Origin of the sequence: Paraburkholderia sp. (genome assembly GCF_035656215.1) — a bacterium.
GTDB lineage: Bacteria > Pseudomonadota > Gammaproteobacteria > Burkholderiales > Burkholderiaceae > Paraburkholderia.
This window is the reverse complement of sequence record NZ_DASRSY010000450.1, coordinates 1-20,156: the sequence shown is the minus strand read 5'-3', so window position 1 is coordinate 20,156 and position 20,156 is coordinate 1. Positions and strand designations below refer to the sequence as shown.

General features: G+C 62.6%; 18 protein-coding genes. 8 read left to right on the top strand and 10 right to left on the bottom strand.

Annotated features, from left to right (window positions below; genetic code table 11):
- Nucleotides 1–810: substrate-binding domain-containing protein (locus VFE81_RS26410; RefSeq protein ID WP_325047405.1), on the bottom strand; the 810-nt coding region annotated here is incomplete at its 3' end.
- A gap of 87 nt (nt 811–897) precedes the next feature.
- A complete protein-coding gene (locus VFE81_RS26405; RefSeq protein WP_325047404.1) occupies nt 898–2,346 on the bottom strand; it encodes an aldehyde dehydrogenase family protein in 1,449 nt (482 codons plus the stop codon).
- A 175-nt stretch (nt 2,347–2,521) separates the two neighbouring features.
- Between VFE81_RS26405 and VFE81_RS26400 the strand changes: the two genes are divergently transcribed.
- Nucleotides 2,522–3,499: a LysR family transcriptional regulator gene (locus VFE81_RS26400; protein ID WP_325047403.1), complete on the top strand. Its 978-nt coding sequence runs from the start codon at nt 2,522–2,524 to the stop codon at nt 3,497–3,499.
- A 151-nt stretch (nt 3,500–3,650) separates the two neighbouring features.
- Nucleotides 3,651–4,208 carry a YaeQ family protein gene (locus VFE81_RS26395; RefSeq protein ID WP_325047402.1) on the top strand — a complete coding sequence of 186 codons (558 nt, stop codon included), beginning with the start codon at nt 3,651–3,653 and terminating at the stop codon, nt 4,206–4,208.
- On the opposite strand, the gene VFE81_RS26390 is transcribed toward VFE81_RS26395, so the two are convergent.
- On the bottom strand, nt 4,209–4,634 hold the full coding sequence (locus VFE81_RS26390) for a VOC family protein (RefSeq protein WP_325047401.1): 426 nt from the start codon (nt 4,632–4,634) through the stop codon (nt 4,209–4,211).
- A 397-nt stretch (nt 4,635–5,031) separates the two neighbouring features.
- Between VFE81_RS26390 and ada the strand changes: the two genes are divergently transcribed.
- The 4 genes from ada (at nt 5,032) to VFE81_RS26370 (ending at nt 9,755) form a co-directional block, all read left to right on the top strand.
- Nucleotides 5,032–6,207, top strand: a complete 1,176-nt coding sequence (gene ada, locus VFE81_RS26385) for a bifunctional DNA-binding transcriptional regulator/O6-methylguanine-DNA methyltransferase Ada (RefSeq protein WP_325047400.1) — start codon at nt 5,032–5,034, stop codon at nt 6,205–6,207.
- On the top strand, nt 6,204–7,121 hold the full coding sequence (locus VFE81_RS26380) for a DNA-3-methyladenine glycosylase (protein ID WP_325047399.1): 918 nt from the start codon (nt 6,204–6,206) through the stop codon (nt 7,119–7,121). Before ada ends, VFE81_RS26380 begins: the two co-directional genes overlap by 4 nt.
- A gap of 263 nt (nt 7,122–7,384) precedes the next feature.
- A complete protein-coding gene (gene gshA, locus VFE81_RS26375; protein WP_325047398.1) occupies nt 7,385–9,001 on the top strand; it encodes a glutamate--cysteine ligase in 1,617 nt (538 codons plus the stop codon).
- Between the two features lie 253 nt (nt 9,002–9,254).
- Nucleotides 9,255–9,755 (top strand): hypothetical protein, encoded by a 501-nt coding sequence (locus VFE81_RS26370; RefSeq protein ID WP_325047397.1) that lies wholly within the window; start codon nt 9,255–9,257, stop codon nt 9,753–9,755.
- Nucleotides 9,756–10,147: 392 nt separating this feature from the next.
- On the opposite strand, the gene VFE81_RS26365 is transcribed toward VFE81_RS26370, so the two are convergent.
- Together VFE81_RS26365 and VFE81_RS26360 are read right to left on the bottom strand one after the other, a co-directional pair.
- Complete coding sequence (locus VFE81_RS26365; protein ID WP_325047396.1) at nt 10,148–11,710, bottom strand: DHA2 family efflux MFS transporter permease subunit; 1,563 nt, start codon at nt 11,708–11,710, stop codon at nt 10,148–10,150.
- 133 nt (nt 11,711–11,843) lie between these two features.
- Nucleotides 11,844–12,386, bottom strand: coding sequence for a MarR family transcriptional regulator (locus tag VFE81_RS26360; RefSeq protein WP_325047395.1), 543 nt, complete (start codon nt 12,384–12,386; stop codon nt 11,844–11,846).
- Between the two features lie 252 nt (nt 12,387–12,638).
- Here VFE81_RS26360 and VFE81_RS26355 point away from each other — a divergent pair, with 252 nt between their 5' ends.
- Nucleotides 12,639–13,001, top strand: coding sequence for a hypothetical protein (locus VFE81_RS26355; protein WP_325047394.1), 363 nt, complete (start codon nt 12,639–12,641; stop codon nt 12,999–13,001).
- 245 nt (nt 13,002–13,246) lie between these two features.
- Nucleotides 13,247–14,812, top strand: a complete 1,566-nt coding sequence (locus tag VFE81_RS26350; protein ID WP_325047393.1) for an efflux transporter outer membrane subunit — start codon at nt 13,247–13,249, stop codon at nt 14,810–14,812.
- Between the two features lie 7 nt (nt 14,813–14,819).
- Here the strand turns inward: VFE81_RS26350 and VFE81_RS26345 are convergent, their stop codons facing one another.
- The 5 genes from VFE81_RS26345 to VFE81_RS26325 form a co-directional block, all read right to left on the bottom strand.
- Entirely contained in the window at nt 14,820–15,599 is a 780-nt protein-coding gene (locus VFE81_RS26345; protein ID WP_325047392.1) for a type II secretion system protein N, read from the bottom strand.
- A 22-nt stretch (nt 15,600–15,621) separates the two neighbouring features.
- Entirely contained in the window at nt 15,622–16,125 is a 504-nt protein-coding gene (locus tag VFE81_RS26340) for a type II secretion system protein M (protein WP_325047391.1), read from the bottom strand.
- A complete protein-coding gene (gene gspL, locus VFE81_RS26335; protein ID WP_325047390.1) occupies nt 16,122–17,543 on the bottom strand; it encodes a type II secretion system protein GspL in 1,422 nt (473 codons plus the stop codon). Before gspL ends, VFE81_RS26340 begins: the two co-directional genes overlap by 4 nt.
- Nucleotides 17,544–17,571: 28 nt before the next feature.
- Nucleotides 17,572–18,666 carry a type II secretion system minor pseudopilin GspK gene (gene gspK / locus VFE81_RS26330; RefSeq protein ID WP_325047406.1) on the bottom strand — a complete coding sequence of 365 codons (1,095 nt, stop codon included), beginning with the start codon at nt 18,664–18,666 and terminating at the stop codon, nt 17,572–17,574.
- A gap of 890 nt (nt 18,667–19,556) precedes the next feature.
- Nucleotides 19,557–20,156 (bottom strand): hypothetical protein (locus tag VFE81_RS26325; RefSeq protein WP_325047389.1); only part of this gene is annotated, 600 nt, incomplete at its 5' end.

Below are 20,156 nucleotides of genomic sequence, written 5' to 3'. Positions count from 1 at the left end.
GGCAAACGCTTCGCCCGCACCGTTGATGCCGACACCGATCACATCGGCCGCCGGAATGTGCAGTTGTTCGGTCGCGCGAACGCCGCCCAGCACGCTTTCCTCGTTGAGCGCGAAGATCACCCACTTCTTGATATTCGGATGCTGCGCGAGCACCGGCGACGACGCGTTGAAACCGCCTTCGTCATCGGTAGTCTTTTGCGGCGCGTCGAAGATGTTTTCCTTCTTGAAGCCGCCGGCCAGCAGCGATTCCGTCGCGCCGTCCGTGCGCAGTTTGGCAGTCGGCAGTTCGTAATTCGTGATGCGCAGCGCGCCGACTTCTTCCGGCTTCCAGCCGCGGCGTTTCATCTCTTCAGCGATCGCGGTGCCGACCTGATTGCCGATCTTGAACGCGGACATGCCCAGATGCGGCACGTTCGGCAGCGGCTTGCCGGTGGAGTCGACGAGTTGATCGTCGACGGTGACGAACTTCATGTTGTAGCGCTTCGCACGCGCCTGGATCGCCGGTCCGAGCCGCACGTCGGGCGCACAGATCACGAAACCTTTGGCGCCTTGCGCGCCGAGGTTATCGATCGCGGCCAGCACCTTTTCACCGTCCGGCGTGCCGATGTTGACCACCGAGAAACCGTCCTTCTGACCCAGCGCGGTGGCGGCTTTCTGTTCGTTGATGAACCACGCCTGTTCCGGCATCTTCACAAGGAAGCCGACTTTGAGCGGCGTATCCGCGTGCGCGGAGAATTGTGCGGCAAAGGGCGCGGCGAGGGCCGCGGCGGCGATCGCGGATAGCGTCAAACGGCGAAGCTTGCTGGTCATATCTGTCTCCTGGGGTTGAAAAGCTGCATTGATTTCGTTTATTTGCAGCGTGAATGCACGGCGGCAAGTGAGCACGTCTCATCGCCATCAACCCGCGACGTAGGCCGTTTTTACGGCCGTCCAGAAGCCCGCATCCGTCGCGCCATGGGCTGACGTCTTGCGACCACCGCCAGGCGCGTGATGCTCGACAACGGTAGTCGGCAGGTTGATCGTGACGAGGCCGCATTGCACGTGGCGGCGAAAATGCCGCGCGCGGCTCAGCGAGCGCGTGCAGATGCCGGCGCATAAGCCGTAGGCGGTGTCGTTCGCGAGATGCAGTGCGTGGTCGTAGTCGTCGGCTTTCAGCACCACAGCGAGCGGACCGAAAATCTCTTCTCGCGCGATGCGGTGTTCGGGTTCACCGATAAACAAAGCCGGTTCGAAAAAATAGCCGCGCGTCGCACGTTCAAGTTGACGGCCGCCGTGCAGCAGTTGCGCGCCTTCTTCTTGACCAACGCGTACGTAGTCAAGATTGCGCGCTAACTGCGCGGCGTTGGCGACCGGACCAATATCCGTACCGTGCTTCAGTGCATGATCGACGCTGAGCCTGGCGAGCTTCGTCTGCAACGCGTCGACAAACGGCTCGAACACCGCACGTTCGACGACCAACCTCGACGCGGCCGTACTGCGTTGACCGGCGAAGCTATAGGCGCAGCTAAGGGCTGCATCGACCGCGCCGTCGAGATCGGCATCGGCCAGCACCACGAACGGATTCTTGCCACCCATTTCCAATTGCACGCGAGCTTGCCGCGCAGCCGCCGCTTGCAAAACACGCGTGCCGGTTTCCGCCGAGCCAGCGAAGCTAATCGCCGCCACCAGCGGATGCGCAACGATCCGCGCGCCGACCTGCCGACCGCTGCCCAGCACGAGATTGAATACGCCGGCCGGCAAACCGGCGCGGCTGACGATCGACGCCAGCGCCGCCGCGCAACCCGGCGCCGATTCGGCCGGTTTGAAGACGATGCAATTGCCGTGGGCGAGGGCGGCGCCAATCTTCGCGGCGGCAATCGCCAGCGGCGCACTCCACGGCGTGATGATGCCGATTACGCCGAGCGGTTCGCGCGTCACGTCGATCTCGACGCCGGCGCGCGCCGATGCCACGGGCTCGGCAAACGCGCGGACTGCCTCGGCGGCGAAGAACTTGAAGATCTGGCCGGCCCGCATTGCTTCGGCCAAGGCTTCCGGCAGCGTCTTGCCGACCTCTCGCGCCAGCAGCCGGCCCAGTTCGTCACGACGCGCGAGCATCTCGCTGCCGATCGCATCGAGCGCATCGGCGCGGCGCTGCGCCGAACCCAGGGACCATTCGCGAAAGGCCGCGCTCGCCGCTTCGATCGCGGTATCGGTCTGCCTTGCATCGGCCCGCACGTATTCGCCGACCGGTTCATCCAGATCCGACGGATTGAACGACACGCCCGTGGTCGCGCCCGTCTCCCAACCGCCATTGATGTAATGGCGGAATGGACTGGCAACGAGCGGGACGAGTGGGTCGCGATTCATCGAAGGGAGGGGCGCCACATGAGGAAGCTCAAAGTCCACGAATGGTATGAGCCGCCCCAATAACTTTCCAATCCCTTTTTAGGCCATCCCGATATCATTTTCGATATGGCATGATGGAGACCTGGTGACGGCAAATCGTCCGAAAGACGGCATCAAGCCGCATAGGAGACAGGCCATGACGCGTAGCTATTCGAACTGGTTCGTGCGGGCGCGACTCAAAACGCGCCAGTTGCTGCTGCTCGCGGCGATGGAAGAGGAGGGCAACGTCCGGCGTGCCGCCGACGTGCTCGGCATGACCCAGCCCGCTGCGTCGCGGCTCCTGAAAGAGCTCGAGGACATGCTGGAGGTGAGCCTGTTTGACCGTACGCCGCACGGCATGCACGCCACCCTGTACGGCGAAGTCATGATCCGTCACGCGCGCATGGTGCTCTCGAATCTCAGCCACGCGCACGATGAAATCTCCGCGCTGCGCGCGGGTCTGGCCGGCCAGGTGCGCATCGGCGTGATCGCCGCGGCCGCCGCGACGATGGTGCCGCGCGCCATCGCCAGTGTGAAAGAACGTTATCCGCAGTTGCAAATCTGGGCGGAGGTGGAAACGTCGGACGTTATGCTGCCGAGGCTCGCCGAAGGCGAACTGGATATCATGATCGGCCGGGTACTGGAGCGGCAAAACCAGTTCAAGACCGAAATCCGCTACGAACCGCTCGCCGACGAACCGCTGTGTGTGGTGGCGCGTCCCGGCCATCCTCTCGAAAATGAAACAGGTTTGACACTGCGTGGAATCGTCAACGCGAGCTGGGTTTTGCACCCGCCGGGCAGTGTTTTGCGCCATCGCTTTGATCTTATGTTTTCGCAGATTGGGCTGAATCCGCCTCAAAACGTCGTCAATACCAACAATTTTCTGGCGATTTCGAGCTTATTGCTTCAAAGCGACATGTTGGCGGTTTTACCTGATGAAGTGGCGCGTCAGTACCAACAGTACGGTGTCCTCAAGCAGGTACCGATCGATTTACCGTGCAGAATGGATACATTCGGTATCATCACGCGCCAGTCGCACCTGCTTTCGCCGGCGGCCTCTGTCGTGCTCGAAGCCTTGCGGGAAGCGGCTTCCGAGGTCTACGGCATCGCTTCCGACCCGGCAGTGGCGCGATAAATGCTTCTCCTGTTGCAATAGCCGCAATTGCAGCCGACGTTCGGCTCGGGAGGAACACGCGATGTACAACAAACACGGAAAACGGCAACGCGCCGTCGACGATTCTTTTTCTGTTCGCTCCGGTGGAGCGAGCGCCTGGTTTAGTAACGGCATGGCTCTCAAATCGACGATTTACAAGGCGGAACTCCAGATCGCCAACATGGACCGGCACTACTACGCCGACCATTCCCTGACGATCGCCCGCCACCCCTCGGAAACCGACGAACGGATGATGGTCCGCGTCGCCGCGTTCGCGCTGTTTGCGCAGGAACGCCTCGAATTCTGCAAAGGTTTGTCGGATGTCGACGAACCGGACCTCTGGCAGAAGGACCTCACCGGCGCGATCGAAACCTGGATCGAGGTCGGCCAGCCGGACGAACGACGCATTGCCAAGGCGAGTGGCCGCTCGAACGAAGTGATCGTGATCGCCTATGGCGGCCGCACATCGGACATCTGGTGGCAGGGGGTGCGCGGGAAGGTGGAACGCATGCGCAATGTGACGGTGTGGACGCTCGGCGAAGACATCGCCGCCGCGCTCGGCAAGCTCGCCGAGCGGACCATGCGTCTGCAATGCACTGTGCAGGATGGCGAAGCATGGCTTGGCAGCGCCGAGGCCGATGCGGTGAAGATCGAGTGGACGGTGCTGAAGGCGCCCGCTAACGCCTGGTAATTACAGCGACGTCACGCGCGCCGCTTCCGGCGGTCCTTTGAGTTCGACCATATTGCCTTCCGGGTCGAACAGATACAGCGACTGCCCAAAGCCATCCGCGCCGTAGCGCAAAGCCGCCTCGCCAGGCCGCGCGCCGTGTTCGGTCAGATGCGCCTTGAGCGCCTCGGCGTCGAACGGTTCAACGCGCAAACACACGTGGTCCATATTCCGCCCCGCGCCAGGCACGCCGTTTTCGGGATGATCGAGCTTCGCGCCAACCTTTAACAGGTCGATCAGCGAGCGCCCCGCGCGCAACTGCGTCAGGCCCAGAGCGGGCTGCTCCTTCTCGACGCTGCAACCGAGCACCTCACAATAAAAGCGCCTCATCTCAGGAACGTTCGACGCCCGAATGACGATGTGGTCGATCTCGCGAATGTGGATTTTCATGTCGAACGCCCCTTGGCTGGTTCGCAGAATGAATGAATAGCCACCACAGTTTAGAAGAAAGGACGGCACAGCGAGAGCAGGCTGCGAACCGGTCACAAGGGACGGATCAGGAATGGCCAGACGAAAAAAAGCCCGCTCTATGTGGAGCGGGCTGAATCCATATCAGGAGGAGACATGGAGGAGACAAGTACTAATATACACATGGGGTTGGTGCGACGCAATAACTTTTTAAGGGAAAACCCGATATCGTGCCAAATTGTCGCAGTTTGAGGCGAGACGGGCGCCGGCGGGGCTTCCGGCTTACGAGGAAGCGCAATGACAGAGCAAGAACCGGGGCGTAGTGTGTCGGCATGCGGCTTACATTGGTGAGCATCGACACCGCCTTTCCGGGACCATCATGAACCGCACCGACCATACCGATACCGGCGCCGAAACCGCCGCCGGCACCACCAGTTGGGCCACCGACGCCGAGCGTTGGGAGGCCGTCACCCGCCGCGAGCCGCAAGCCGACGGCGCGTTCTTCTACGCCGTCAGAACGACGGGCGTGTTCTGCCGCCCGTCGTGCGCGTCGCGCCAGCCGCGCCGCGAAAACGTCAGTTTCTTCACCGACGCCAACGCCGCGCGCGCCGCGGGCTATCGCGATTGCAAGCGTTGCCAGCCCGGCGGCCTGCCGCGCGAGCTGGAGATCGTCAATCGCGCCTGCGCGGCGCTGGATGCCGATCCGCAGCAACGCCTCACGCTCGCACAATTGAGCGACACGGTGCATGTCAGCCCGTTCCATTTGCAGCGCCTGTTCAAGCGCGTGGTAGGCGTGTCGCCGCGGCAGTATCAGGCCGCGCAGCGCGGCGCCGCATTGCGCGACGCGCTGCAGAGCGGTTCGGACGTGACACGCGCCACACTCGACGCCGGCTTCGGCTCGCCGTCGCGGATGTACGACAGCGCCTCGGCGGAATTGGGTATGGCGCCGTCCGCGTTTCGCCGCAAAGGCGCGGGGCTCATCGTGCGTTACGCCAGCGCGTCGACCTCGCTCGGCTTCGTGCTGGTAGCCGCAACCGACAAAGGCATCTGCAAGATCGGTTTCGGCGACGATGCCGCGATACTCGCCGAAGACCTGCGCGGCGAGTTCGCGAACGCCGAACTGGTCGAAGACGCAGCCCGCCTCGCGCCGTTCATCGCACAGATCGACGCCTATCTGCGCGGTAGCCGTCAGGACTTCGATTTGCCTTTGGATATTGCCGCCACCGCATTCCGGCAACGTGTATGGGACGCGCTACGGCGTATTCCTTACGGTGAGACACGCAGTTATTCACAGATCGCGGAAGCGGTCGGCTCACCGCGGGCCGTGCGCGCGGTGGCGAGCGCGTGCGCGACGAATCCGGTCGCGTTGGCGATTCCATGTCATCGGGTGGTGCAGAAGGGCGGGGCGCTGGCGGGGTATCGCTGGGGGCTGCCGCGCAAGGCCGCCCTGCTCGACAACGAAGCGCGGCAAGCAGGCAACGTTTCGTCCGATAAACCAGATCGCCGCGAGCACGCAGCCAATGCAACCACCACCAACCTGGACCACGCCGCGTGAGTACGCTTGACGAAGTCGCAACACTCGAACTGCCGTTCAAACCACCCTTCGACTGGCCGCGTCTGCTGCGCTTTTTCGGCGGACGCGCAACGCCCGGCGTCGAAGCGGTCGAAGACGGCGCCTATCGCCGCGCGATCGATTGGGCTGACGACAGCGGCACGCTGACCGTGCGCCTGCATCCGCGCAAGCGCTGCATCGTTGCGAACATCGAAGGTCCCGCGAGCCGTCATGCCGACGCGCTCGCCGCGCCGATCGCTAGAATGTTCGATCTGCACGCCGACCCGAAGAAGATCGGCAACGAGCTGGCCGCCGACCCATGGCTCGCGCCGCTGATCGAAGCCGTGCCGGGTTTGCGCGTGCCGGGCGCGTGGTCGGGCTTCGAGCTGGTGGTGCGCGCCATTGTCGGGCAGCAGGTCAGCGTGAAAGCGGCGACCACGATCATCGGACGGCTAGTGCAGCGTGCTGGCGAACGCATCGAAGGTCATCCGCACGAGAACACCGCGTGGCGCTTTCCGACGTCCGCCGCGCTCGCGGCTGTGGATCTGGAAAAGATCGGCATGCCGGGTAAACGCGTAGCGGCGTTGCAAGGCTTCGCGCAGGCGGTCGCTTCAGGCGACGTACCGCTCGACAGCGGCGTCGCCGATGCCAACAGCCTGCGCGCTGCGTTGCTCGCACTGCCTGGCATCGGTCCGTGGACTGTCGAGTATGTGGCGATGCGCGCGTGGCGTGACGCCGACGCCTGGCCCGCATGGGACCTCGTGCTGATGCAGTCGATCTGCGCGCGTGACCCGTCGCTCGTACGGCCCACACAGCAACGCACCCGCACCGACGCGTGGCGGCCATGGCGCGCGTATGCGGCGATGCATCTGTGGAATGAGATGGCGGATCGGGCGGGAGCCGCGCGCGGCGGCTGAGGTCGTACGCCAGTTGGGAACGAGCGGATCGCGTCTCAGGTGCGCGACGGGAAGCGTGGCGAGGTACAGGGCAGGCCGATTCGTCCTGAAAATAGGCGAAGTTACGTGGTCCGAGGGGCCGCCGAAGCGGCCTCAAGCAGCCGCCGTGGCGAGATGTTAAAGTGCCCGCTACCCGAAAATTCCGCCGAACGTTGTCAACCGCGCAGTGCTGCACCTAAGCAGTGAAGCGGCACATGGCGGCCGACAACGCCCGACTCGCATCAATGCCAAATACAACATCCTCCCGCACGAACGACGCGTTCTCGCACCGCCTGTCCGTGCTGAGCTCAGGCCCGCAGCGCGATGCGCTGGTACGCGGCTTGCGCGGCATCGAAAAGGAAAGCTTGCGCGTGACGCACGACGGCAAGCTCGCCATGACGCCGCATCCGCGCGTGCTCGGTTCGGCACTCACGCATCCGTCGCTCACCACCGACTATTCCGAAGCGCTGCTCGAACTGATCACGCCGGCCGAACACGACGTCGCGATCACGCTCGAGAAACTCGATACGCTGCATCGTTTCGTCTACGCAGAACTCGGCGACGAAATCTTGTGGAACAACTCCATGCCGGGCCTGCTGCCCGAAACGGACGACGGTATTCCGATCGCGCGCTACGGCTCGTCGAATATCGGCAAACTGAAGTACGTGTACCGCATTGGCCTGGCGCTCCGTTACGGCCGCACCATGCAATGCATTGCGGGCATCCACTACAACTATTCGCTGAACGAAGAAGTGTGGCGGGTATTGCATGCCGACCAGCAATCCACAGCAACCGCCGTCGATTTCCAGTCCGACCGTTACCTCGCGCTGATCCGCAATTTCCGCCGCAGCAACTGGCTGTTGATGTACCTGTTCGGCGCGTCGCCGGCACTGGATCGCCGATTCCTCCGCGATCGCCAACACACGCTCGAGACATTCGACGCCGACACGTTGTATCGCCCGTATGCGACCAGCTTGCGCATGAGCGACCTCGGCTACTCGAACACCACCGCGCAGGCTGCGCTGCACGCCGACTACGACACGCTGCCCGGCTACCTCGACGCGCTCGCGAAGGCCGTGAGCCAGCCGTACCCTGCGTACGAGGCGATCGGCACACAGCGCGACGGCGAGTGGGTCCAGATCAACACGAACGTGCTACAGATCGAAAACGAGTTTTATTCGACGATCCGTCCGAAGCGCGTTACTTATCCGGGCGAACGTCCGCTGCATGCGTTGGCTGCGCGTGGCGTGCAGTATGTCGAAGTGCGCTGCATGGACATCGATCCATTTGAGCCCACCGGCATTTCGTTGGAGACGTCGCGTTTTCTCGACGCTTACCTGCTGGTCTGCGCGCTCGACGACAGCGCGCCGCTGCCGCCTGACGCGTATGCGGAGGCGAATCAGAACTTCGGCCGCGTGACGATGGAAGGCCGCAAGCCGGGCCTCGAACTGACGCGCGACAGCCAGCCAGTTGCGATGGCGGATTGGGCGAACGAATTGCTCGTGAAGATCGACGCAGCCGCGGCAACGCTGGACGCATTGCACGGTGGCGACGCGCACACGCGCGCCGTGGCGGTTCAGCGCGCGAAACTGGCGGATGCATCGCTGACGCCGTCTGCGCGCGTATTGCAGACGATGCGCGACAAGCGGCAGAGCTTCATCGCGTTCAGCCTCGATCAAAGCGAAGCGCACGCCGCATATTTCCGCTCACGTCCGCTGGACGCCGCGCAGACAAAAGAATTCACCGATCTGGCTGCACAATCGCTGGCCGAGCAGACCAAACTTGAACAGGAAGAGGTGGGTTCATTCGACGCGTTTGTCGCGGCATACCGGGCGTACACCCTGAACCGCTTTAGCGTCTAAACGACAGAACGTAGGCCGTGGTCCAATGCCGTTCAGTTAACACTGAACGGCATTTTCATTTGTGAATCAGACGGCGGCCTTGAGGGCCGCTTTTTATTGCGCATAGGTAACGTCTACGCAAATCGGTGCTGGATGTCCGACCACACCGGCAAAATCTCCGCTTGTTTGACGATTCACGGATGCGTATGAAACACCGCGCCGGGGATGCGGTCCAACTTACACGACACGCTCCAGAGAGGGAGGCTTCAACGTGATGAAAAAAGGTCTGTTGGCCGCGCTGTGCCTGGTGGCGACGGCGGGATGTTCGACGCAGGGGCAGGTCAACCCGGACGTCATGCAGATCGCGACAACGCCGTTGACGTGTTCGAACAAAACCGAATGTGATGTCTGGTGGCAACGTGCACAAACGTGGGTAACGAGCCATTCGAAGTACAAGGTCGAATCCGCGACGGACACGCTGATCCAGACTGCCGGCCCGGACGGCGGCAAGCGCGCCTTGGCGTACCAGATCACGCGCACACCGAACCCGGACGGCACGGCGACGATAGGGTTTGCAGCGCATTGCGACGGCTCCCTGGGCTGCAAACCGAACCCATGGGAAGCGGGCGCCGACTTCAAGGAATACGTACGAGGCACCGCGACAGCCGCGCCGCAGAGCGACGAAAAAACCTCGCAACCTGCACCAACGGCTATGCACCCGGACGCATCAGGACAATCGATCCCGGGAACGAGTGGGGAAGCGATAACGCAGTGAGGGTGACCAACCGATAACGCGGTCAGCGAAGAGAAAGCGCCCACGCATAAAACGCGAGCGTGGCGCTGAATAACCGCCGCACAAAAAGCGGCGGCCAGTTCAAGAAGTCCCCTTCGGCGCGCGCAGCGCCGCCGGAGGTATGACGGCCTTGTCACTAACGCGGAGTGTGCGAGAACACAGATTCCAGATGCACCACTACCGCAACTGTGCGAGGGACCCGCTTAAGAATTAGCGGGGTGAGCCGCTTTCTTTGCTTATCTTTCTTTGCGGCGGCAAAGAAAGTAAGTGCCTGCCCCGCACAGGGGCGAACGCTAATAGACCACGAAGAAAACAAGAAAAGGCCAACACCGCAGGCATACAAATAACAACCGCCGCACAGGCAAAAAAAACCCTCAATGCCCCATAGAAGGCCCAACCCCCTTCTTAGGTTTAGTCACCCAAACCAGCACAGCAAGCACAAGAAACCCCGCACAAGAAATACGAAAGAAATCATTAGTCGCCATCATATAAGCCTGCGCCGTAACGATCTGATTCAACTGCGCAGTGACGCCGTCACCAGAAAGCCCAAGACTCCCCAACGCACTGGTATAAGCATTCGTATTGGCCGAATAAACATTCACCGAATCGGTCAACATCGCATGATGGTAGATCGTATCGTTCTCCCAGTACGTCGTACTGACAGCCGTCCCAATAGCCCCGGACAAAGTCCGAAAGAAGTTCGACAAACCAGAAGCACTAGCGAGCCGATCATCAGACACGCTAGACAGCGTAATCGTAGTCATCGGCACGAAGAAGCAAGCGACACCAATGCCTTGCACCAGCCGTGGCCAGATCACATGATTGAACGGCACATCGAGCGTAAATGTCGAGTTCCAGAACGACACGAACGCAAACACGATGAACGCAAAACTCGCCACCATGCGCAGGTTCAGCCGATGCATATTCCTGCCGATCATCGGCGACAAAAACAGCGCAAGAATGCCGACCGGGGCGGTCGCTAAACCGGCAAGTCCGGCGGTGTAACCCATCACCGTCTGCAACCAGAGCGGGAAAATCACCACCGACCCGAAGAACGCCATAAACCCGAACGAAATAATCACCACGCCGAGTGCGAAGTTACGATCCTTGAATAGCGAGAGATCGACGACGGGTTCCTTGTCCGTCATCTCCCACACCAGCAGGAACGCAATCGACACCACCGCGATAATAGCCAGCGTGACGATAAACGTCGAGTTGAACCAGTCGCGATCCTTGCCAAAATCGAGCACCATCTGCAGACACGACACGCCGATCACGAGCAACGCGAGTCCGACCGCGTCGATACGCTGTTTGGTGACCTTAGTCTCGCGGCCGCGCAGCAACAGGAACGCGCACACCGCCGAGAACAACCCGATCGGCACGTTGATGTAGAAGATCCACGGCCATGTGTAGTTGTCAGTGATGTAGCCGCCCATTACAGGCCCGAAAATCGGTGCGCAAATCACGGTCATCGCCCAGAGGCCGAGCGCGAGTCCGCGCTTTTCCGGTGGGTATGTGCGCATGAGAATCGTCTGCGACAGCGGGACCATCGGCCCGGAGACGAGACCTTGCAGGAGCCGGAATGCGATCAGCGACTCAAAGTTGTGCGCGAAGCCGCACAACGCCGAGGCGATCGTGAAAAGCAGAACGGACAGCGTGAACAGCCGCGCCTCGCCGACGCGCCGCGCGAGCCAGCCGGTCAGCGGCACGGCGATCGCCGAGGCCACGGAATACGATGAGATGACCCAGGTGCCCTGACTGGTCGCCACGCCAAGGCTGCCGGAAATGGTCGGCACAGCCACGTTCGCGATCGACGTGTCGAGCACTTCCATGAACGTGCCGAGCGCGAGACCGACGGTGAGCAACGCCAGCGCCCCACCTTTGAGCGGGGTGAGTTCGGCGGCGGGTAGGGTTTCGGCGGGAGCCGTAGCAGCCATGTGTTTCTCCTCAACTGGGAAAGCTTGTCGCGGCAGCTTTATCGCGCCCACCGAACGGCGCGCTTACATGCTGCATCACCCTCTGCCCAGACAGACATTTTCAAACGATGGCGCTTACAAAAACGCCTCCTGGTTACTGCTCGCCGTGATCTGGCAATGGTTCTTCGGGTGAGTCTTCCACCGATTCCTGCGACGGTCCGAGCCCGCAACACGCGCTTGTTCCTTCGCCGATGCCGTTCGCAATGAAACGGCCGAGCAGGTCAACCAAGGCGGCGTGGTCAGCGGCGGAAAATCCGCGCAATTGCTCGTTCAACACAGCGGCCCCCAGAGCGGGTAATTGCCGCGCGGCTTCGTGACCCTGCGGCGTCAACTCCAGCTTGACCATCCGGCGGTCGGCGTCACTGCGCGAGCGCACCACAAAGCCTTTCTTTTCAAGGCGATCGAGCAAACGCGTCATCGATCCGCTGTCGTATGACATGACGCGCGACAGCTCGAATGGCGTGCTCGCGCGCTGCGCAGACAACAGCAGAATCACGCCGATTTGCTGGGCGGTCAGTCCTAGCGGATTGACCGCACGGTCCATCCGCTCGACAAGCACGTTTCGCGCTTTCGTCAGGTAATAGCCAAGACTCGATTCGAGGTGAATCTCGTCAGCGTTGTAGGGCCCATCGGTCATCGTGTATCCGGGAACATCGTCAAACAGAACGGATTTTAGCTGCCTAAGCAGACAAGTCAAATTTCATTTCGCGCAGTGCGAACGGCGCAAAAAACAACACCGCGCTGCGTGCGGAGCAAAGTATCTTGAAATTTAATTGCATAGTCAATATTATTGTAGGCAACGAGTTACGCGCGATCCGCGCCACCCGAGACCATGTTCTGACCGATTGTCTGCACGCCGCGATGGCGCCGCGCGAAAAGGATTTTCCCGATGCTGTACCTCAAAAACACCCTTGGCGGCTTGAGCCGCTCCCTGACCGATTCCGCGCTGAGCACCTTTCAAGGGCCGCATCGCTGGTGGAAACTGGCGCTGTTCGCTGTGCTGTTCGTGCTGCCCGGTGGATCGGTGGGGGTCGCGGTGCTTGCGTGGGTGGAGCATCGGCGGGGACGAAAGGGGGCTAAGGCCGCCCCTGAGGAATCGGTGGTGTCGTCAGTCGCGGTGGCGAGTGCCGCTGTGACGACGAGCGCTGCGACAAACTCTGCGGGCACTTGCCAGTCACGCTTAGGTGCGCCGTGTCGGGCTGCGGCTGGAAAGCTGGCCCGGCAGACTACTTCAACGGACGCGCGGGTTTAATTCCTGTCTGACAAAGTCGTCCTTCGTTGTCTGCGTGGCGTTTTTGCCGCCGCCAAAGGCAGCGAAGCCGGTAATAGCATGTAACCATCCCGACACCCTAAGTAACACACCTCCTTCTCCCCCGCATTACCCTTTCAGTATTCCGCGCCTGAGCGGCTCCATACGCTAACATCCCGGCAGAGCCATGATCTCGGCCGGCAGTGCCGCCAACGGCCGCACTGCGGCGTCCTGAAGGAATCCATTGCATGCAGTTTGATCGAATCTCGCGCGCGCGGACGATTACGCCCCGCGCCCTGGCTATTGCGGTTACAGCGGCCCTCGCCACCCTGCTGGCCGGCTGTGCGGTCGGCCCCGACTACAAACGGCCCGGGGCCGAAATCCCCGCTTCCTACAAGGAAGCCGCCCCCGGCTGGAAAGTCGCCCAACCGGCCGATCGGCAAGACCGCGGCGACTGGTGGACCATCTACGAAGACCCGCAACTCAACGCGCTCGAAGACAAGCTGAACGCGTCCAACCAGACCATCGCCCAATTTGCCGCCGCCTACCGGCAAGCACGCGCGCTGGTCGGCGAGGCGCGCGCGGCGTATTTCCCAACTGTCGGTGCATCGGCAGGCGCCACGCGCTCCGGCAACGGTTCATCGTCCAGCGGCAACTCCACCACCGCTTCGAGCCGCTCCGGTGTCAACAACAGCTTCAATGTGCAACTCGACGCAAGCTGGGAGCCAGATCTGTGGGGTTCGGTCACGCGTTCAGTGAATGCCCAGAAAGCCGGCCAGCAAGGCGCCGCCGCCGATCTGGCGAATGCGCGCTTGTCCGCCCAGGCCACGCTCGCGCAAACCTATTTCTCGCTGCGCGCGCTCGACTCCGCCCAGAAGCTGCTCGACGACACTGTCGCGGCCTATCAGCGCTCGCTGCAGCTCACGCAGAACCAGTACGCGGCAGGCGTCGCCGCGCGCTCCGACGTGATTCAGGCACAAACACAGTTGCAATCGGCACAAGCGGCCGCGATCGACAATGGTGTTCAGCGCGCGCAGGACGAGCACGCGATCGCCGTACTTGTCGGCGAACCGGCCTCGATTTTCTCGATTCCGCCAATGCCGCTCACCGCCACGCCGCCCGCCGTGCCCGCGCAGATGCCGTCGGCGCTGCTCGAGCGGCGCCCGGATATCGCATCGGCTGAGCGCAAGGCCGCGGCAGCGAATGAACAGATCGGCGTTGCGATCGCCGCGTTCTTCCCGTCGCTGACACTGTCGGCCACTGGCGGCTTCGAGAATTCCGTGTTCTCGCAATTGCTGACCGCGCCGTCGCGCTTCTGGACGCTCGGCCCGCAACTTGCCGCAACGATCTTCGACGCCGGCTTGCGCCAGGCAAAGACCGAAGCCGCTCGCGCTGCCTACGATCAGGACGTCGCGACATACCGTCAAACGATTCTCGCGGCGTTCCAGGACGTCGAGGACAATCTCGCCTCGCAGCGCATTCTCGAACAGGAAATCGTCGTGCAGCGGCAAGCGGTGGATTCAGCCAGGCAGGCGCTGGCCATCGTCACGAACGAGTACAAGGCGGGTACGGTCGGCTACGTCAACGTGCTGACCGCGCAGACCACCGCCTTCACGGCGGAGCAGAAACTGGAGAACATCGCCGGGCAGCGGATGGTGTCGTCGGTGGGTCTGGTGAAGGCGCTCGGCGGCGGCTGGGACGCAACGCAAATGAATCGCGAAACGGGCGATGTGGCGGCGCCCGCGCCGTTGCCGGCGACGACGACGCCTGTGGCACAAAACGGCGCCGCGTCGCAACCGGCGCAGAGCAACTAGGCGCGCCTCAGTGCACGAACGTCAACGCGACCGTATCCGGCCCGCTTGGCCGTCCCAACAGATTCAGCAGCCCGGCGAGATTGTCGCGCGCTTCCGGAGCGGCGCTGGCCGTCCCATGAAACGACGTCGAGGCTGGCGACACGCTGCCATTGCCGGTCAGCATTAGCGGCCCTTTGAGGGTCGTCAGATCCAGCGTGGACGACACCCCCTGCGCCTGAAATAGCAACCGGTAGGAACCCAGCGGCTTGACCAGCGAGACACGCGAGCTGACATCGTTCAGGGTCACGGTCAGTTGGCCAAACGCTTCCTGATTGAAGCTGCGCCAATCGGACCACGCGAGGCGCACGTCGCCTTGCAGATCGAGCGTATTGAAAGGCGCGCCGAGGCCGCTCAGCAGCGAAGCCGGTACCGCCATCGCACCCGGCGTGACGGTGGCGCTGCGCGGGGTGATGTCGACAGTGATCGGGTCGGGCATTGCTTCGCTGTGCCGCATGATCATCCGCACACGGCCGGTGAAGAGCGGCCAGAATGCCGTGCGCCATTCGATCCGCCCCGGCAGCAGGGTCGCCGCGCTCATGTCGGAACCGGCGGCGAGCATCAGTGTGGCCGAGCCGTGCCACAACGAGCCGGCCGGGTCGACGAGATTGATGTGGCCATGGGTCTGTTTGGCGAACTGCGGCGTGATCCAGGCGGCAGGCAACAACGTGAGCATCACGGCCGCGCTCGCCAGTATCGCGACCGCCAGCCAGGGTAGCGCGACGCGCAGGCGCCGCATCCAGTAATTCATGCGAGATCCTGTAGCGGCGCGGTCATTTCGCGGTAGACGGCTGCAACGATGCCGTCAGATCCACCTGGCCGTCTTCCTTGAGCGCGGTCACATGCGCCTCGGCGACCTGCACCTTGAACTGCTTGCGCGCATCGTCGACCCAGCTCGTCCAGGCGGGAAACGACGCGTTCTTCATCTGGATCTGCACCGCGTTGCCAATCACCTGCACCTGGGTCGCGGCAAGGCCGTGGTCGCTAAGCGAGGCAGTGAGTGCGTCCTTCAGCGCAGCGCCGGTCGGCGCGACGCCTTGAGCCGCGGCGGAGAGCTGGCGCGCTTCATTCGACTGCGCGGTCATCTGTGCCAATTGACGCTGCAAGGTGGGCAGCGACTCGCGCAGATGCGCCCGGCCATCCTGCGCCGGCGCCCACAGCACCGACCACGCGATCACCACGGCCAGCACGCCACCGCCCCATGCCAGCAGCGTTTTTTCGCGCTCGGTGCGCTGGTCCCAGAATCCAGCCCAGCTTTGGGCGAGTTCAGCTTTCATTGTCCGTTCCTGATGGTCCACTTGCCGGTGTTGCTATCGATCGCGCCGGTCAACCCGTTGCGCGCGAGGCGTTTGGCGAAATCGGCATCGAGTTTCACCTCGGGCTTGAAGGTCACATCGAGCCGCCGGTCGTGATAGTCGAGCGCGGCGATGCCGTTGACCGGCACCGGCGCCAACGAACGCGCGAGACCATCGGCGAGCGACAGAAAATCGTCCGGCGACAGCTCACCCGCCGCCACCCGCAACTGCTGCAACTGGCGCGACATCTGATCGGGCGCATCGAGCACGACTGTCGTCTTGGGGAAGGTGTTGAGGAACAGCTCGGTCATTTGCGTGTTGATCGCGTCGCGCTGGCGCGCGAGCATCAGCCACTGCACGTTCGCGCCGATGATCGCGATCACCAGCGCACCGATCGCCAGCATGACGGGCAGGCGCAGACGCCGCAGCGTCGCGCGGTCGAGCCGCCACGGCTGCGAGGCGAACTCGAACTGACACAGATCGAAGCGGCACTCCAGCGCGCGCCGCGCGAGTTGCTCGAACGGCAGTGGGCTGGCCCCATGGATATGGGCAGCGAGCCTGGCGGGGCCGGTTGCAGCAAGACTGGGCTCGTTGCCAGGCACTTCGGTCAGCATGTACAGCGAGACTCGCGCAGCGCCGGCCAGCGCGGCGAGCGTCGCGTTCACGACGTTAGCCGGCACCGCCAGCCCTTCGCCTTGCACGCCGCGCGCGATAGCCAGTTCGACGCGCGGCGCACCGCTGACCACCGCGCTTTCAATCGCGCCTTCGAGCAGCAATGCAGGCGCGGTCTGGACGACTGCGCCGAGCACGGCCGCCACCATCGGCACCGCCGACGCGACGCCAGGCGCGACCACCGGCGCCACGCCCGGCAGCGACGTCGCCACGCTAGCCGAGCCCGCCATGACCGGCTCGCCCGCGTTGACCATTTCCGCGACTTCGGCGGGTGTATCGAGCGCCACTGCTAGCGGCAGGCAGCGCGTGACCGGCACGGCGCGCACGCTGCGGTGGCCGGCTGCGGCAAAGCCCTCGCAGATGAAGCGGAACCAGCCCCGGTCGATGATCGCGAGCAATTGCCGGCCACCTGCGACCGGCTGCGGGTCGACGGCGATGTGGCAGGTTTGCGGGTCCTGGATCAGTTGATCCTCGACGATATTCGGCAACGCCTGACGCAACCGCGGGCCGCGCAATGGCGGCAGCTTGGCGGGCATCATCAGCAGGTCGCGGGCGGCGACCATCAGCACCGTCGACGAAGCGCGCGGCAGCAGCGCGAGCGCCGAGCGGCCCGCGCGTTGGGTACGGCCCGACTTGTCGAGCAGCACGAACGACAGGTCCGGCAATTGCCATTCCTGCGACGGCACCGCCGGATCACGCGGCGGCAATAGAACGATCAGCGTGCTCAAAGGCCACTCTCTCTGGGAAAGGCGTTATTCATAGTTGGTCTTGTACCCGCACGATACGCGTAGTGTGAGTCAATGCGTCGCGATAGACGAGCGTCGTGCGGTCTACTTCCGCGCGTTCGTGCTGCACCCGGCCGTGGATCAGAAAGTAATTCGTGTTGACGTCCATGGCATTTGGATCGATCGCGATCGACTGTACGCCGGCGCCGGTCAAGGCGAGTTGCACGTCGCTCACGTTGTGGAAAAACACCGTCTGCCGGCGCGCGACGAAGGCTTGCGCGGACGACAGGTTCATTCCCGGCACGATCGCCGCGATCACTTCGGCGGAAGCCGTATTCATGTTGACAGCCGATACCGTCGGCAGCACGGTGACGAACGGCCGCAAGCGCGCGACCATTTCGGGCGTATAGCCGGGGATGTCGAGCAACGAATCCACGCTGATCATTTGCAGCGGCGCGAGCGCCGCGTTGTCGTCGCCGTCTTCCATACCGGGTTTGTCGGTGAAGCTGCCGCCGGTGGCGCCGCCCTGCGGGGTCGGGGTCGCTGTTGTCCCGGTGGTGGACGTGACTGTCTGGAAGCGTGTCGCCGATTGAGAAAGGCTCGCGCGGACCTGCACGGCGGTGTTTTTTGCCAGTTGGCTGTTCACGCCGAGGGACACCAGCAGGCGCTGATAGGCGCCGATCTGTTCCGTGTTCAGTTGCATGACGCCCGGCGCTGGGCTCGAGACCAGATTGCGGAGGTTGAATTTCGCCTGGGCGTCTTCGATTGAACCTGAGAGGTAGGTTTCCTGGCCTTGCTCGGCTCTGACTTCACCTATTTGCCCAAGGAAATCCGACAGGCGTGTTTTGACGATGGGGACGCCCCATAGGCCGCCCAGGTACGTGATGCCTGTTGAGGTGTCGCCCTCCGAGCGGAGGATCAGGCGCGTCCAGTCGAGCGCACCGCGGGCGACCCATTGCGCCTGGGATAGGAGGCGCTGGTTTTCTATCCTGCGGATTTGGACTTGCTGGCGCCAGAGCATGCCCGATACTAATATCGCTGATAGCGCGACTACTAGTAGGGCGCTGATGATTGCCACGCCCTGTTGTTTTGCCTGCGGCGGGTTTGGTTTTTTCTGTGTGCCTATGGCGTTGGCCTTTCCTTGGTTTGCCCGCGGCTGCTTTCCCGGCTGTGTGCCTACGGCTTTGGCCTTTCCTTGGTTTGCCTGCGGCTGCTTTCCTGGCTGTGTGCCTAAGGCGTTGGCCTTTCCTTGTTTTGTTATTGGTTTATTTGCTTTCCCCCTGTGCGGGGGGGCACCTACTTTTCTTTGCCTGCTGCAAAGAAAAGTAGGCAAAAGAAAGCAGCTCAAACCGCTAATTCTTAAATGGGTCCCCTGGCTTGGAGGGGGCAGTGGTGCATCTGGAATCTGTGCCCCCATATCCTCAACCCGAAGTGACAAGGCAGTCATACCTCCCGCCTCGCGCTCCGCGCTCGCCGGAAGGGCCTGCCTGGAAAACCAGTGGCTTCGTTTGAGGTGAGTGGGGGCCGTCGGCTTTGCCTCGGCGAAATTCCCCACCAATTTTCCGGCGGTAGCTTGTGTGTGAGGGACGCAGGCATCAGAAGCACCGCTTGTTTTTCGTGATGTACCGCTCGGCGCGCGCAGCGCCGCCGGAACGGATGACTGCCTTGTCACAAGCGCGGAGTGTGCGGGGGCACCGATTCCAGATGCACCACTACGGATAGCTGCGCGGGGGACCCGCTTAGCATTAGCGGTTTGAGCCGCTTTCTTTTGCCTACTTTTCTTTGCGGCTGCAAAGAAAAGTAGGTGCCTGCCCCGCACAGGGGCGACGCAAATAGACCGATAAGAAAACAAGGAAAGGCCAACGCCGTAAGAGCGCAGACAAAAACAGGAACGCTGAGCAGGCAAAGAACCAAAGGAAAAGCACCGCCGCAGGCGCCCACCCACAGAGCGTCGCGGAGACAACAAAGACACTAAAAGCCCAGAGCGTCGCGGAGACAAAAAAGAGAACTTCATACTCATTCTCCGACGAGAAAAACCCGCGTAACAGGCCGCGCCAACGACTTCGCCCCAACACTCACTTCCAGCCCAGTCACCGACCGCGGCAGCGGCGCATTCCCCAACTGGGGCACCTTCAAATTATTATCGTTCTCCGTGATAGCACTCTGCACATCCTTCATCTGCGTGGTCCAGCCAACCTTCGGCACATAAAGACGGGCAGAAATAGCACCGACCCCGCCCATCAAAGGCACTGCCGTCCAGCCATCTCCCTCGCCACCGCGCAGCGCGCGCCGCAACTCGCCCACATTCCCCAACGGCGGCGACGCATACCGAACCACCCGCCCATCGGACACGCGATATCTCACCACCTGCAAACGCGGCGCCGTCCCCGGCAACAACGTCTCCCTCACGATCTGCAGCACGCTGCCTGAAACCGACACCGCCGCCTGTCCGGATTCATCATCCGACGCGGCCTGCCGCGCATCGATCCGCATCTGGTCGAATAGCTGCGCAAAGACGCGCTCATCTTCCATCGCGCTCGTAATCGTCTGCCGGCCACGAATGATCTGATCGAGCCCCCGCCACGACAGCACGGCAATCACCGCCATGATCGCGAT